This window comes from Streptomyces panacea, assembly GCF_040560175.1.
Classification (GTDB): Bacteria; Actinomycetota; Actinomycetes; order Streptomycetales; family Streptomycetaceae; genus Streptomyces; species Streptomyces panacea.
The window spans coordinates 20,667-36,143 of sequence record NZ_JARJHW010000018.1; the positions used below are offsets into that span (position 1 = coordinate 20,667).

At 71.0% G+C, this 15,477-nt stretch carries 11 protein-coding genes; 4 read left to right on the forward strand and 7 right to left on the reverse strand.

What is annotated here, in order from left to right; genetic code table 11:
* Window positions 1–10: 10 nt before the first annotated feature.
* Window positions 11–700, forward strand: a complete 690-nt coding sequence (locus tag P3L51_RS07060) for a hypothetical protein (protein WP_354604203.1) — start codon at window positions 11–13, stop codon at window positions 698–700.
* A 62-nt stretch (window positions 701–762) separates the two neighbouring features.
* Here P3L51_RS07060 and P3L51_RS07065 read toward each other — a convergent pair whose 3' ends face one another.
* From P3L51_RS07065 to P3L51_RS07080, 4 genes are all read right to left on the reverse strand, one after another.
* A complete protein-coding gene (locus P3L51_RS07065) occupies window positions 763–1,833 on the reverse strand; it encodes a hypothetical protein (protein WP_354604204.1) in 1,071 nt (356 codons plus the stop codon).
* 5 nt (window positions 1,834–1,838) lie between these two features.
* Entirely contained in the window at window positions 1,839–2,768 is a 930-nt protein-coding gene (locus tag P3L51_RS07070; protein ID WP_354604205.1) for an N-acetylneuraminate synthase family protein, read from the reverse strand.
* Between the two features lie 10 nt (window positions 2,769–2,778).
* Window positions 2,779–3,996 (reverse strand): cytidylyltransferase domain-containing protein, encoded by a 1,218-nt coding sequence (locus P3L51_RS07075; RefSeq protein WP_354604206.1) that lies wholly within the window; start codon window positions 3,994–3,996, stop codon window positions 2,779–2,781.
* Between the two features lie 98 nt (window positions 3,997–4,094).
* Entirely contained in the window at window positions 4,095–5,420 is a 1,326-nt protein-coding gene (locus P3L51_RS07080) for a DUF6716 putative glycosyltransferase (protein ID WP_354604207.1), read from the reverse strand.
* A 198-nt stretch (window positions 5,421–5,618) separates the two neighbouring features.
* On the opposite strand from P3L51_RS07080, the gene P3L51_RS07085 reads away from it, so the two are divergent.
* The 3 genes from P3L51_RS07085 to P3L51_RS07095 all read left to right on the forward strand — a co-directional run bounded on the left by P3L51_RS07085 (window position 5,619) and on the right by P3L51_RS07095 (window position 8,861).
* The gene (locus P3L51_RS07085) at window positions 5,619–6,599 is read left to right on the forward strand and encodes a glycosyltransferase family 2 protein (protein WP_354604208.1); all 981 of its coding nucleotides are present in this window, start codon (window positions 5,619–5,621) and stop codon (window positions 6,597–6,599) included.
* On the forward strand, window positions 6,599–7,948 hold the full coding sequence (locus P3L51_RS07090; protein ID WP_354604209.1) for a polysialyltransferase family glycosyltransferase: 1,350 nt from the start codon (window positions 6,599–6,601) through the stop codon (window positions 7,946–7,948). Before P3L51_RS07085 ends, P3L51_RS07090 begins: the two co-directional genes overlap by 1 nt.
* 145 nt (window positions 7,949–8,093) lie before the next feature.
* On the forward strand, window positions 8,094–8,861 hold the full coding sequence (locus P3L51_RS07095; protein WP_354604210.1) for a hypothetical protein: 768 nt from the start codon (window positions 8,094–8,096) through the stop codon (window positions 8,859–8,861).
* Between the two features lie 60 nt (window positions 8,862–8,921).
* Here P3L51_RS07095 and P3L51_RS07100 read toward each other — a convergent pair whose 3' ends face one another.
* The 3 genes from P3L51_RS07100 to P3L51_RS07110 form a co-directional block, all read right to left on the reverse strand.
* Complete coding sequence (locus P3L51_RS07100; RefSeq protein WP_354604211.1) at window positions 8,922–11,309, reverse strand: glycosyltransferase; 2,388 nt, start codon at window positions 11,307–11,309, stop codon at window positions 8,922–8,924.
* Window positions 11,306–12,715, reverse strand: a complete 1,410-nt coding sequence (locus P3L51_RS07105; protein ID WP_354604212.1) for a glycosyltransferase family 29 protein — start codon at window positions 12,713–12,715, stop codon at window positions 11,306–11,308. Before P3L51_RS07105 ends, P3L51_RS07100 begins: the two co-directional genes overlap by 4 nt.
* Before the next feature lie 439 nt (window positions 12,716–13,154).
* Complete coding sequence (locus P3L51_RS07110) at window positions 13,155–15,392, reverse strand: MMPL family transporter (protein WP_354604213.1); 2,238 nt, start codon at window positions 15,390–15,392, stop codon at window positions 13,155–13,157.
* Window positions 15,393–15,477 lie beyond the last annotated feature (85 nt).

Below are 15,477 nucleotides of genomic sequence, written 5' to 3' on the forward strand. Positions count from 1 at the left end.
ACGGAGAAAGATGCTGATGATGACCACCCGCCGGAGGACGTACGGGCTCCTCTGTGTGGCCGTGGCCGTTTCCCTGGGATTCGGGGCCGTGGGCTGCGGCGGATCCGACGTCACGGACACGAACGCGGCCGACGCGTCCGTGACGGCCGACAAACTGTGCGCCGTGGGAGCCGTGAACAAGGCCGCGGTCGGAGCACTCGAAGTCATCACCGGTGCAACCTTGTTCGCTCCCACCGGCGGGGAATCCGCCGTCGCCGCCGCAGCCGTGGAGTTGACCCGCGAGGCCGCACCCGTGGGCTCCGGAACCGGAGATGTCTGCAGCATTTATCCGCGTCCCGAATCCGGTGGCCCGGCCGATGAGATTCGCGTCGTCTGGAGACTGAGCAGCACCCCTCCGAAGGAAGACACCGCCCGGAAATTCACCAGGCTTACCATGGGCGAGAAAGCCGGTGCGGCTCACGATTCCGCGTTCGTCACGTTCCCTTGCTCGCCGAAGGACGAGCCTCTCGCATCGCCCGACCATGTCAGTGTCTGGGCGCAATCACGGGCACTGCCCACGGAGGCCGAGGGGGATGTGCGACCCCTCAAGAACGCTTATGCCACCCTCGCCCACTCCTTCGCCCTGGCCATGGCCAAGGAGCTCAAGTGCGACGACGGCGGCGGGCTCAAGCCCGAGCCGGCCCAGATCCCCGCCACGTAGGACCTGACACACCGCTGCGGCCCGCACCCTCAGGGGCTCGGGCCGCAGCGGTGTGTCAGGTCCTAAGCCGACGCCGCCACGCTCGGCAGCCGGTGTACGTCCCTGGCCGTGCCCGTGACGCCCGACAGGAAGCCGTGCGCGCGCGGCGAGGCGTTGTCCTTCAGCCATTCCGGGGCGATGTCCCAGACCGCCACCCGTACCCCCGTGCCGGCGAGTGCGAGTGGCAGCGTGTGGACGACCGTCGAGGGGAAGCTCAGCACGGTCGAGCCGATCGGGCCGCGGCGGGCGATCAGTTCCAGCGGGAGGTCGGGGCGGACGATCTCCAGACCCGTCTCCGTGGCGAGCCGGTGCAGCTTCTCCACGCTCTCCCTGCGGTGCGCGAAGTACCGCTTCGCGCCGTGGCTGCGGGCGAGCGAGCCGACCGCCGTCACGTACTGCTCCAGGTCGACCACGCCCGTCTCGACGAGCGAGGTGCCGACCATGTCGGCGCCCTTGGCGATCCGGGGCGGCCCGAAGGTGGCCTTGGTCCACTCGAACGTGTTGGCCGTGACCGTGATGCCCGGCGGCGCCTCCACGGGCATCGAGGTGAAGACCTCGACGCTGCGGGTGCGCGAGGGCGTGAGCCGGCGCCGCGCGACGGCGGAGACCGGCGCGAGCACCAGCTCGCGCGGCCCGCGCCTGCCGCCCCGCCGGTGCCAGCGCACCAGCGGTTCACCGTGCACGAGCTGCGCGATGAACTCCATCGTCGCCGTCCCGTCGTCCACGACGGTCAGCTCCTTGCTGCTGACGAGGGTCAGCAGCAGCTGTACGTAGCGGGAGAACGGGTCGCCGATGACGATCCGCTCCGCCTTGCGCAGCATCGGAGCCAGCTCCCGTATCGTCCGCAGCGGCGCGCTCGCGCCGCCGCGGGCCTCCTGCCAGCGCACGGTGAAGCCCGCGTCGCGGGCCAGCTCGGCCATCCGCCGGAGCTGGCCGCGCGACATGGGGTCGGTGGGCGACAGGACGACCACGGTGAGTTCCGCACCGGTCACGCTCGCCCGCGCCCACTCCAGCACGTTCAGGAGTTGGACCGGGCTCTCCACGAATGCGATGGCGCGAGGGGACGGGGTGCGCACCCCGGAGGGACGGCTCATGGCTGTCAGACCGCCACGGGCTGTGCGCCGTCCGCGGCCTCGGCGACGACACCGGTGACGCGGCGGAGCTTCTTCATCGGGCCCAGCTCCGACTCGTACACCTTCTTGACGCCGTCACCGAGGGAGGCCTCGATGGTGCGGATGTCGCGGACGAGACGGGTCAGGCCGCCGGGCTCGACGGAGGCGGCCTGGTCGGAGCCCCACATGGCGCGGTCGAGGGTGATGTGACGCTCGACGAAGGCGGCGCCGAGGGCGACGGCGGCGAGGGTGGTCTGGAGACCGGTCTCGTGGCCGCTGTAGCCGATCGGCACGTTCGGGAACTCGGCCTGGAGGGTGTTGATGACCCGCAGGTTCAGCTCCTCGGCCTTGGCCGGGTACGTCGAAGTGGCGTGGCAGAGAAGGATGTTCTCGCTGCCGAGCACCTCGACCGCGTGGCGGATCTGCTTCGGCGTCGACATGCCCGTCGAGAGGATGACGGTGCGGCCGGTGGCGCGCAGGGAGCGCAGCAGCTCGTCGTCGGTGAGGGAGGCGGAGGCCACCTTGTGGGCGGGCACGTCGAACTTCTCCAGGAACGCGACGGCCTCGGTGTCCCACGGGGAGGCGAACCAGTCGATGCCGCGCTTCTTGCAGTGCGCGTCGATCGTGGCGTACTCGGCCTCGCCGAACTCCACGCGGTGGCGGTAGTCGATGTACGTCATCCGGCCCCAGGGGGTGTCCCGCTCGATGTCCCACTGGTCGCGCGGGGTGCAGATCTCGGGGGTGCGCTTCTGGAACTTGACGGCGTCGCAGCCGGCCTCGGCGGCGGCGTCGACCAGCGCGAGCGCGTTGTCGATGTCGCCGTTGTGGTTGATGCCGATCTCACCGGTCACGTAGACCGGGCGGCCGGGGCCGGCGGTACGGGTGCCGAGGGTACGCAGGCGGGAGTTGGTGCTCATGGGAGGGTTCCTAACTGGTCGAGATGTCGGCGGTGGTGCCGTGGGGGGTCGAGGGGGTGTTGACGTCCAGAGCGGGACCGAGGAGCCAGGTGGCGATCTCGCGGATCGCGCCGGCGCCGCCGGGGGTCGTCGTGACGGCGCGCGCCGCCGCGCGTACCGCGTCGTGGGCGCTCGCGACGGCCACCGGCCAGCCCGCGAGCGCGAAGCACGGAAGGTCGTTGACGTCGTTGCCGACGTACAGCACCCGCTCGGGTGTGACCCCGTGCTCGTCGCACCACTGCTTCAGTGCGAGGTCCTTGCGGTCGATGCCGTGGAGCACCGGCACGCGCAACTTGCGGGCGCGTGCGGCGACGACCGGGTTCTGCTCGGTGGAGAGGATGAGCAGTTCCAGGCCGGCGCGGCGGAGGGCGGCGATGCCGAGGCCGTCACCGCGGTGTACGGCGACGGTCTCGCGGCCCTCCGAGTCGACGAGCACCCGGTCGTCGGTCTGGGTGCCGTCGAAGTCCAGGACGACCGCGTCGATGTCGGCGCGGCCGGGGAGCGCGGGGGTGTCCAGGAGCGGCGCGAGGGCGCGGGCCCGCTCCAGGTCGTGCGGGTCGTCGATCTCCAGCACGCGCTCGGGGTCGGTGCTCACCAGTTCGGTGCGCCCGAAGAATCGGTGTCCGGCCTCGCGGAAGCCGTCGGCGCGCATCGCGTAGGCGGCGCCGGTCTCCAGGAACTCCTGGGGCCGGTCCTGCCTGCGGGGCCGGTTCGACTTGTCGTGGTTGACGCCGAAGCCGTCGTTCTCGGAGCGCCAGATGAAGCCGTGGGTCGGCGCGACGGTCAGCGCGCTGTCGGCGCCGCCCTCGGTGACGGCGGACACGACGCCGTCGAGGTCGCCGGGGGTGATGAAGGGGCTGGTGCACTGCACGAGCAGGACCACGTCGGTGTGGTGCGTGGCGCCGCGCATCGCGCCGTAGGCGTCCATCGCGTGCAGGACGGCGGCCTCGCTGGTCGCGGTGTCGCCCGCGATGGCGGCCGGGCGAAGTACGACCTCGGCCCCGGCGGCGCGGGCGGCGTCGGCGATGGCCGCGTCGTCCGTGGAGACGACGACGTCGGTCACCTGCCGGGCGGCCCGGCAGGCGAGCACGGCGCGTACGACGAGCGGGACACCGCCGACCTGGGCGAGGTTCTTGGCGGGGACGCCCTTGGATCCACCGCGGGCGGGGATCACGGCGAGGACGGTCATGGACGGGTCTCCTTGGTTCACTGCGTGCTGCTGCTGCCGCGCCGGGTGGTCGGCCACCGCGCCGTGCGGCGCGGGCGCGGCGGCCGGCGGGGGCGGCGTCACAGGTCGCCCATCCGGCGGATGACCGGGGCCACGCGCTGGACCCCGTGGCGGTAGGCGCCGCGGGCCGCCGCGCGGACGGTGTCGCGGACCACGCGTCGGACGCCGGTCGCGCCGGCCGTCGTGGTGCGGTTCGACGCCGTCAGCGGGTGGCCGTCGGGCGCCAGGTGGTAGCGGGCGAGGAGGCCCGGCAGATAGCCGGGCGCGGTGGTCGCCGTGTAGTACGGGGTGATGGGCGGCAGGTCGCCGTCGGCCAGCAGCTTCTCGACGCGCTCACGGGCCGCGTCGAAGGCGGAGGCGTAACCGCCGTCGGCGGCGACGCCCTGCCGGTCCGCCCAGACGGGGTCGGCCTTCGGCCGCTGTCCGCCGTCGAGCCGGTCCCAGGAGGCGAGGCAGCCGGAGCCGATGAAGTGGTGGTTGCCGAGCGGTTCGCGGATCCCGAGGTCGGTGAGGATCGCGGTGGGGATGCGGCGGTGCAGGGACTCCAGCGCGGCCGTGGAGGAGACGGTGACCAGCAGGTCGGTGCCGTCCAGGATCTCGCCCATGTTCCCGTACACGAGGCGGAAGTTGGGCGGCAGGCCGCCGGGTACCTTCTCGGCGAGGCGCTGGTACGGAAACTCCTCGACGTGCGTGGTCTGCTCCCCCACGCGGCTGCGCAGCTTGAGCAGGACCTCGCGGCGCGGGTGCAGCCTCGCGTGCTCGATCAGCCGCCGCAGCAGGTACGCGCGGTCGGCGCGGGTCAGCGGGACGGACGGCTGGGCCGCGAAGACGACCGTGTCCCTGCCCTCTTCGGGGGTGTACCGCGCGCCGCCGAGGAAGGGCAGCGCGGCCTCGGTCACCGAGTCGGACCCGGCGCCCACGCCCTCGTACACCGCGCGGAAACGCTGGGCGTCGTGGCGGGAGTTGGCGAGGACGATGTCCGCGCCGTGGCGCAGCAGGAGTCCGTCGGAGAGCTTCTCGTAGACGACACCGACGTAGCCGGTGACGAGCACCGGCCGGTCGGGCAGGTCCAGCGCGGATATCCCGTGCAGCATCGCCTGGACGGCGCCGCCGACCAGGGCGAGGACGACGACGTCGTACGTCTCCTCGCGCAGGACGTCCAGGAACTCCGTGCCGGTCATCTCGCGCAGCGCGTCGGCCTCGGCCCCCACCTCCTCCAGCTGACGGGCGGTGGGCGTCGCTCGTCCGCGCAGCAGGAATCCGCTGAGCTCGATGTCGCGGTCGTCGGGTGCGATGCGGCGCGCGGTCAGCGCGCCCCACTTCCACCGTGTGTCGGAGTCGGCGAGCACGGCGACCCGGACCGCTTTGCTGGTACGTGATGGCACGTGTTGGACGTTAGGAAGGCATTCCGTTTGGCGGCCCAACGCAACAGCAATAAAGGGTTAACAGAGGGTCGACAGAGAGCGAAATGGCCCGGGAACGGCCTGGGAATGGTCTGGGTTAACCATTCCGCCATCCGTCGTTCACCTCTCATCCTCGCGGATGTCGGAACGAATGACGGGCCGCCGCCTAGCGTCACCGGGGTGGTCAAGCTCTCTGTCGTCGTGCCGTTCTTCAACGTGCAGACATACGTCCCCGAAACCCTTCGAAGCCTCGCCGCGAACACCCGGGAGGATTTCGAGTTCCTGCTCGTCGACGACTGCTCGACCGACGGGACCCCGGAACTCCTGCGGCACGCGGAGCGCGAGCTGCCCGGCGCGGTCCTGCTGAGACACGAGAAGAACGGCGGACTGGCCACCGCGCGCAACACCGGCCTCGACGCCGCCCGCGGTGAGTACATCACCTATCTCGACGGCGACGACTGGGTGGTGCCGGGCTACTACGAGCAGTTGCTGGCCACCATCGAGGGGCTGGGCTGCGACTTCGTCCGCACCGACCATGTCCAGTTCACGGGCCGGGCCCGGACGGTGCACCGCGTCCCGGTCGGCCCCCGCGGCGAGGTCCTGAAGCCGCGCGGGACGATCCTGCCCGCCGACAGGACGACGTCGGTGGACTACGCGTACGCCTGGGCCGGCATCTACCACCAGCGCCTCAAAGACCGGGGGCTGCTGCACTTCACGGACGGGCTGCGGACCGCCGAGGACCGCCCGTGGATCTGGCGGCTGCACCGCGAGGCCGAGTCCTTCGCCGCCGTGGGACTGCTCGGGATCTTCTACCGGCGCGGCGTCGCCTCCTCGCTCACGCAGATCGGTGACGTACGCCAGCTGGACTTCATCCGCGCATTCGACCAGGTGATCGAGGAAACAGCGGCGGATCCCGAGGGCGAGCGTTTTCTCCTGAAGGCCGTAAGGACCTATCTGGCCATCATTTCGCACCACCTGGGGGCGAAGGAACGGTTCGAACCGGCCGTGGCGAAGAAATTGCGCACGATGAGCGCCGCCGCCATGAAACGGCTGCCGCAGGACGTACTGAAAGAAGCGCTGAACTCGATGGACCTGGACCGCTCGACCCAATTGCGCAGGCTGCGCAGGCGCCAGGGCGCGACCGGGAAGGCGGCGGCCTGATGACGACTCCCTCCCCCGGCCGTACGACGCGCGTCTTCTACGCCTCCACCCTGTACGGCGCCGCCACCCTGGCCGCCGCGCTCGACGCCGGGCTGTTCCCGGCCGTCGACCGGACCGTCCTGGTCGTGAGCAACAACGCCGGTACGCCCGAACTGACCCCGGCCGTCCACGAGATGCCCGGATTCGCGCGGCTGCGCCACCGCTTCGACGACGTGCTGTCGTGGAACGAGACCATCGCGCCGTTCCATCCCGGCGGCTGGGTCCCCCGCGAGGACGACCTGCCGATCTGGGAGCGCCATCTGCGGCTCGCCTGGGGTCTGGGCGACGACACGGTCGAGCTGGTCCTCGAATCGATCCAGGTCAGCCCCGCGCTCACGCTCGCGGAGATCTTCACGGCCGCCCGGATCGAGGTGTACGCGGACGGGCTGATGAGCTACGGCCCCACCCGCAACCGGCTCGACCTCCAGGTCGGCGCGCGCGTACGCAGGCTGCTGCACCTCGATCTCGTACCGGGTCTGGTGCCGCTGCTGCTCACCGAGTTCGGCGTCCCGTCCCGGACGGTGCCGACGGCGGACTTCCTGCGGGTCCTGGACCAGCTCGCCGACGCGGCGGAGGAGTTCGAGGCTCCGGACGAACCGCCCGCGCTGCTGCTCGGGCAGTACCTCTCCACGCTCGGCCTCATCACCGAGCGCGAGGAGGAGGAACTGCACCTGCGGATGGTGCGGGGCGTGGTCGAACTCGGTCACACGCGGGTGGTGTTCAAGCCGCACCCCACCGCTCCGGCCGTCCGGTCGCGGCGGCTGGAGGAGGAGGCGGCGAGGCTCGGCGCCCGACTGACCGTGCTGGACAGCCCGGTACTCGCCGAGGTGCTGTACCGGCGGCTGAAGCCCGCCCTGGTCGTCGGCTGCTTCTCGACGGCGCTGTTCACGGCGTCGGCGTTCTTCGGCATCCCGGTGGCCCGCACCGGCACCGGCCTGCTGCTCGACCGGCTCACCCCGTTCCAGAACAGCAACCGGGTGCCGGTCACGCTCGTGGACGCGCTCGTCCCGCCGCTGGACGACGACGGTACCTACCGGCCCGAGCCGCACCCCGCCGAGCTGGTCACGGCCGTCGGTTTCACGATGCAGCCGCAGATGCACCCGGAACTGCGCCCGGCAGCCGAGAGTTTCCTGGCCGCGCGCCTGGACCCGCACACGCTGCGGTACTTCAAGCGGCGCCGGCTGACCACGCTCGGACTGCCCGGCGCGGTCGGCCCGCAGCTCGTCCGCATCCCGCAGAACGCGGCGGCGCAGCGCGTGGTGCGCCGCGCGAGGCGGCTGCGGCGTGCGGTGCTGCGGCTGCGCGCGTAGGTGTCCCCGGTCGCCGGACGGGCCGAGGGCTGCCCGGCAACCGATGCTCAAGTCATCCTTTCAGGCGATAGTGACCCTTTGGTCCATTTGGCGGAAATTATCGTAACGTGGCGTGCGCTTCGGCCTCGCGCGCGTTGAAGTTCACGTGGAACCACGTGAACTCTGGGACAGGAACAGCGTGCTCGCCGAAGCCTTCTGCGCCAGCGACGAGCAGGTGCGGCAGGCCCAGGCCGTACTGGACGAGGCACAGGCGGAGCGGAGCCGGACGCTCGCCGCGTTCGCCGTCACCGTCGGCAACGACGGGGCCGTCGCGGACCTGATGGGGCTGAACGAGCGCGAGGTGCGGCTGGCGCGGCGCACCGTCGGCAAGAGCGACGCGCGCAACGTCGCCGAAGGACTGCTGGAGCGTTACCCGCAGGCGAGCACGCAGCCGATCCCGCACGCGCAGACGCCCGCCGCGACGCCACCCGCACAGCCGTCGGAGGAGCCCTTCTCCGAGCAGGCGTACCAGCAGCAGGCACCCCAGGCCGTTCCGGCGGAGGTGCACGTGCCGCACCCCCGCGGCGAGAGCGCCCCGTACCAGGAGATGGCACAGCACCAGGACGCCGCCCCGGTGCTCCACACCACCGAGGCCGAGGCCAACCCGGTGGTCTGGTCCTCCAGCATGGACTCGGTGCTGGTCTGGAGCTGGCAGTCCGGCCTCGACCTCCAGACGGTGGCGGGCGAACTGGGCCTGGACATCAGGACGTTGCTACTGCGCGTCCAGGCCCTGGCGGACAACGGGATGCTGACCCCGTCGTCCACCTCGACCACCGACGCGAACCGGGCGGGCCGGCACCGCAGACATCACGAAGAGGCGTACGCGGCGCTGTTCAGCCCCACGGCCACGTTCCCCACGCAGGTCCACTACTGACGGGTGCCGGCCCGCGCCGGACGGGCTTCCCGACCCGTCCGGCGCGGGCCGGCGAGCCGGTCAGTTCCCCAGGATCGCCCGCAGGTCGGCCGCGTTCGACTGGGTCACCTTCCACAGCTCCTGCTGCCTGCCGTGCACATCGGCCACCGACCCGGCGTGGTCGTCCAGCAGCCCCAGCGCCCGCTCCGTGAGCAGCGCCCCGAGGTTCTTGTCGTGGACCGAGACACCCCACTCGGGGCGGTCGATGTCGCTGAGGAAGTACGCCATCTTCGGGTGCGAGATCAGCGAGATGATCGGCGTGCCGCAACCGAACGGGATCATCCCCGCGTGGCCGCGCATCCCGATGACCAGCTTCGTACGGGCGTAGGTGTCCCTGATCGCGTCGTTGTCGAAGTCGTACATCGGGATGACCGGCAGCGAGACATTGTGCTCGCGCCGCAGGTCGAACGCGATCTTCTCGTCGTCCAGCGAGTGCGCGACGCACTGGACCTCGGTGTGCGCGCCCAGCGCCCGGACCGCCTTCGCCATCTCGGCGAGGAAGTGGTCGTAGTCGTGGCCGAAGCGCAGGCCCGCCCGGTCGTAGGCGGCGTTGATCATGACGGTGTTCTCGCGCTGCCCGGGGGCGGGGTCGGTCCAGCCGTCGACCAGTTGTCGGGTGACCGTGGTCGGGCAGGGCTGGAAGCGCACCTTGTCGTGGAGCGAGGCCGGCAGCAGGGCGCGGACCTTCTGGATGGAGCCGTGGTTGCGGAGCGCGAAGAAGGCGCTGCGCTCCACCAGTTGGCGCAGGGAGGAGTTGAAACGCCCGGCCCGGTAGGACTGGCCGTCGAAGGCGTTGAAGCCGACCGCGTAGACGACGATCGGTACGTCGATGCCGTTCAGGTGCTCGTCGGGGACGTTCCACTGCCAGGCGCTGTTGCCGTTCGGCGCGGTGTCCGGGATGAAGAGTCCGCCGCCGCCGATGACCAGGCCGCGCCGCTCGTTGACGCGCTGAAGCGCGGCCTTGTCGAAGAGGCGGTGGGCGTGGATCGAGTGCCAGCGGGCCGGGCCCGTCTCGGTGTCGGCCCCGCCGTTCGCGCCGGTGCTGGTGCCCACCGCGAGCCGTACGGACTCGGGCAGCAGCTTGTCGCCCGCGTTGCCCTGCTGCGGCATGTAGAAGGCCACGTGGGCCAGTTGGTCCTCGGGCGCGCCCTCGCGCGGCGCCGGCAGGTCGTCGCCCCGCGTCCGCAGCCGCATCAGCCGGTTGGGCCGGTGCGTGGGGTCGACGGCCAGGCCCCGCATCGCGAACTCGTGCGCCGCCGTGTCGTCGCCGTGGATCCAGGCGATCTGCGCCAGCCGCCCGAAGGACGTCGCGGCGCGGGCAGGCGAGCCCGCCGCGAGATGCAGCTGGATCTTGGCCTCCTCGTAGCGGGAGACACTCATCAGGGCGTGTCCCAGCACCTCGTGCGGCCAGGTGTCGTCGACCGGGATGTGCACGCTGCCGAGGATGTCGGCGGCTTCCTGGAACCCGCCCGCGTTGATGTGCGCGTGGGCGACCTTGCGGGCGCTCTCGACGTCCCCGGTGAGCGCGACGTGCTCGGTGCCGTACTTGACGACCAGATCGTGGTGCATGGAGCCGGACACGGCCATGTACGCGGCGTAGAACTCCGCGTCCGTCAGCTCGAATTCACGCCAGCGGTCCTCGGCCTGCGTGTATCCGGCCTCGCCGCCCTGCCACGGCTTGTGGCGGCCGGTGAAGTGCAGGATCGCGGTGTCGTCGGGGACGGGCTTGTCGCCGGAGAGCCGCCGCTTGACGAAGTTGTAGCGCGAGTCGAGCTGTACGAAGTCGCCGTCGAGCACGGAGTTGAGGATGCCCTGGTCGTGCTTGTCCAGCTCGTAGTCGCCGCTGCGTCCGGTGGCGTCGATCCGCGCGCAGAACTCGTCGCTCAGATACTCGCGCTGGATGACCAGCAGTCCGCTGTTGAGCTTGTGCTGCCCGTAGAAGAACTGCGGTACGGCGGCGAGTCCCTCGCGCAGCTGGAGCAGTTCGGCGAGGTCACCGAGGACGACCATGTCGGTGTCCAGGGTGATGATCGTGTCGTAGTCGCGGAGCCGGAAGACGTCGAGGATGAAGTACGCCTTGCGGACCAGATAGTTGTCCTGGTCGCCCTTCTCGTAACTGTCGTACCGAGCGGCGTCGACGCGATGGAACCGCGCCCGCGGGTGCAGCGCCCGGATCGAGGCGACCGACTGGGGCCGCAGGTCGTCGTGGAGGACGATGAAGTCCTCGCACACATCGGGGTTGGACAGCGCGAGGCTGCGCAGCAGCGCCAGGAAGCCGGGCAGATAGTTCTCGTCGACGAAGGACGCGAAGGCCAGGCGTCGTTTGCCGGTGAGGGCGTTGGCGGACAGCGGCGCGGTCGCGGCGGCGGCCGAGGCGGGCCCGACCGGGGCGTGGGAGGTGGCGGTCATCGCAGGGAGATCCTCGTGTCGGTCACGCTCTGGGCGCGTTCCATGACCCACGCCTTTTCGCTGGTGTACTCGTGCACGGACGTGATGGGCATCCGCATCGCTTCCTTGAGGCGGTAGGCGCCGCTCTCGTAGAAGTCGAAGCCGATCAGGTCGAGCTTCGGGCTGGCGTCCAGGAAATCCAGCAGCCAGAGCATGTTGAAGCCGCTGGTCGGGATGGCGGCCCACTCGTCGTTGCTGACGCGGCCGATGTTGCGCAGCGGCCAGCGCAGCGACTCGTCGTTGACATACGTCTGGGCGCCGGGCACGAGGCGGTTGCGCAGCGAGTTCTTCCAGTCGCCGCTGAGGCCGCCGAATATCAGCCGGGTGGTGACCTTCTGGTCCCAGTTGAAGCCGTGCTTGTGGATGGTGGCGTGGATGTCGGTCCGCCTGCCGGTGGCCGCCGCGTCGATCTTGTACGAGTTGAAGCGGACCACCAGGTCGTACGCGTCGATCTCGGACCCGAGCGAACCGCGGCCGACACTCTGCGAGTTGGCGATCAGGCAGATGGACTTGCCCGCGATCTGGTTGCGGAACTCGCCGAGGGTGAGCCACTGGACGTCGCCGAAGGTCGGGTCGGGGACCGGGCCGCGCTGCCGGTTGCGGCGCATCTCGCCGTAGAGGGCGGCGAGTTGACGGGTCTCCTCGACCGGCCCGCCATGGGCGAGGCGCAGATCGAGGTACTGCCCGATGGACACCTGGAGGTCCGTCACCGGGCTGCCGTCGCCGCGCATCGCGAGGAGCGCGCCGATCAGCCGCGCCTCGGCGCCGGCGCGGTCGCCCGCGTCGTGCAGCGCCACGCCGTCGGCCCAGATGTCGGTGGCGGGGCCGTCCGCGTACACCGACGCCTGCGGGCAGCCGCGTTCGAGCAGCCGCAGCAGTTCGTCCTGCTGCTCGCCGCCGGTGCGCAGACCGGCGATCCGGGGAGCGACGCCGAAGCCGTCCTCCTCGGTCAGTTCGAGATAGCGCTCGTACGCGGCGATGGTCGCGGGCTCGTCGCCCATGGCCTCCAGCGTGCGGGCGCGCAGCCGCCAGCCGGCGCGCGAGTTCTTGCGCTGGGTCAGCACGGCGTCGCTGATGAGCAGCGACAGCCTCAGCTCGTCGCCGTATCCGCACTCCAGGGCCTTGTTGCCGACGGCCAGCAGCGCGTCCAGCAGCTCACCGCTCAGCGAGCCGGTCGCCCCGGCGACCACTTTCTTGGCCGCCCGCCGGATGAGCGGCGTGGTGGCGGGCGCGGCCTGGGCGCTCTCGGCGGAGCCGGTGGCGTGGGCGGCGAGCACCAGGCGCAGCTTCTCGGCGAGCTCGGCGCGCTTGCGGTCGAGGCTGCCGACCATCTTCCCGCTGTGTACGGCGCAGGCGCGCAGACACACGTCAAGCTCAGTCGGCGTGATCCGGTCCCCCCGACCCGGGACTTGCCCGGCCCCGTCGGGCGGCCCGGCAGGGCTGTCCCCGTCGCGCGGCCTGAGCCATCGGTTGCGGACCTTCGTCATGGTGCTCCCAGCGTCTGTCTGCCCGCGATCAGGTTGCGGGTCGGCGACAGGCTAGGAAACCCGCGCGACGGGAAGGTGAACTGACCGCGTCGACAGGAGGAACGGGTGGAGCCCGAAAAATGGGTGCGGGGAATCGCGCGGGATATGGCCCGGTGGATACGGATTCAGGCCCGCCGGGGTCGGGGGGCGGGGGCCGGGGCGCGCGGCTCGTGGGCCGCGCCTGTCCTTGATCGCCGGACCGGCTCGTTGCCGAGCCGGTCCGGCGATCAAGGACGGACCGGGCCACCGGACTGACCGGTGGTCCTTCCCGGTCGCAGCGCTAACTCTTCACGTACGGCGACTCCGCGACGGGCTGCTCGGGCTCTGCCCGCTCGGCAGCGGGCGCGGGCCCGCCCTCACTGAGGCCGTACCGCCCGTGGAACTTCCGCAGCAGGGGCGGCGCGTACCAGGCCGAACGGCCGAGCAGGCGCATCGCCGCGGGCACCAGGACACCGCGTACGGCGACGGCGTCGATGAGGATCGCCAGCCCGCTGCCCAGGCCGAACATCTGCATGAAGCTGACCTTGGCCGTGCCGAAGGCGAAGAAGCTCACCGCGAGCAGGCAGGCCGCCGCGGTGACGATACGTCCCGTGTGGCCCAGGCCGTTGGTGACGGCGGACTCGTTGTCCTCGCCCTCGTCGTGGAGTTCCTTGATCCGGCTGGTGACGAACACCTCGTAGTCCATCGAGAGCCCGAAGGCGATGACGAACATCAGCACCGTCATCGACGCTTCCATCGGCTGCGGTGTGACACCGAGCAGGGAGGCGAGGTTGCCGTCCTGGAAGATCCAGGTCATGACGCCGAGGGTCGCGCCCAGGCTGATCACGTTCAGGACCAGTGCGCGCAGCGGCTGCACGACGCTGCCGGTGAACAGGAAGAGCAGGACGAAGGTGGAGACGGCGACCAGGGCGAGGGCGATCGGGATCTGGCCGCTGATGGAGTCCTTGGAGTCGATCAGTTCGGCGTCGGTACCGCCCACCAGGGGCTCCGCACCGGCGGGTGCCGCGACCGCCCGCACGTCCTCGACCAGGCTCTGGGCCTCGTCGGACTTCGGTTCCAGCTCGCTCACCACATTCAGCCGCTGAGCGTCGGGGCGGCTGAGGGCGGCGTTGCCGGGGCCCGGGGCCGCGGACTTTCCGCCGACGTAGGTTCCCGTGCCCGCCTCGACCCGGACGACACCGCCGAGCCCGGACAGTTCGGCCGCGTACGACTCCAGCGGGGCCTTGTCCACGGCCTTGTCGAGGACCACGTGGATGGCCGCGTCGTCGTTGCCGTTGAACTTCTCCCGCAGGACCGACGAGACCTGGCGGCTCTCCGCGTCCTCGGGCAGCACACGTTCGTCCGGCGTGCCGAGGGTGATGCCCAGCAGCGGGCTCGCCGCCAGCAGCAGCACCGCGAGCACGGGCAGCGCGGTGATCGCGGGGCGCCGCATGACGGTGCGGGCCAGCCGTCCCCACAGGGGGGTACGGGTGTCGACGCGCGCCCTCTTCGCCCACGGCAGCCGCCCGTTGTTGACCTTGTGGCCCAGGACGACGAACAGGGCCGGCATCACGAACAGGGTGCTGACGGCCGCGATGGCGACGACACCGACCCCGGCGTAGCCGAACGAGCGCAGGAAGTACTGCGGGAACACCAGGAGCGCCGCGAGCGCGACGGCCACCGTCGCGGCGGAGAACGCGACCGTACGGCCGGCGGTGCGCACCGTGTGCCGTACGGCGTCGTCGACGCTCGCCCCCGTCGCGAGCTGCTCCCGGAACCGGCTGATCATCAACAGGGCGTAGTCGATGCCCAGTCCGAGGCCCAGCGCGGTGGTGAGGTTGGTCGCGGAGTTGGAGACGTCGGTGGCGCCGCCGATGAGGGCCAGCTCGGCGAACGTACCCGCGATGGCGATGGTTCCGATGACCAGCGGCAGCAGGGCGGCGACGACGCTGCCGAAGACGACGAGCAGCAGGATGAGCGTCAGCGGGACGGCGATGGCCTCGGCGAGGAGGAGGTCCTTGGGCACCTGGGTCGACAGGTCGGCGCCGACCGCGGTGCCGCCGCCGGCCTGGATGGTGAGCCCGCCCTCGTACTCCCCGCTGTACTTGTCGATGATGCTCGTGGCGTGCTTCTCCTGCTCCGTGGCGTCGCCCTTCACATGGGCGAGCACCATGGCCTCGCGGCCGTCCTCGGAGCGGAGGTCGGGGCTGTCCGTCTCCCAGTACGAGATGAGGTTGTCAAGATCCTTCTCCGCCTTGAGGTCGGCCACCAGCGCCTGGCCGCTCTTGTCGGCGGCCGGGCTGTCGACACGGCCCTTCCCGGCTCGGACCAGCAGGATCAGGTTCGTCTCCCCGCCGAACTCCTCCTCGATGACCTTCGCGGCCCGGCTGGACTGGGAGGCCGGGTCGTCGTAGCCGCCCCCCTTCAGCACACTGAACGCGCCGGCGCCGACGGCGCCCATGAGGACCACGGCCACGGCGGCGACGACGAGTACGAGCCGGGCCCGGCGAATCGCCAGTTCGGCTATGCGTTCAAACACGCGCACGTTCTCCTTCTGGATGTTCCTGGTGAAAAAGGCGAAGACGGCATGGGGCAGCCGGGGTTGGCACGGGGGTGACCGACGC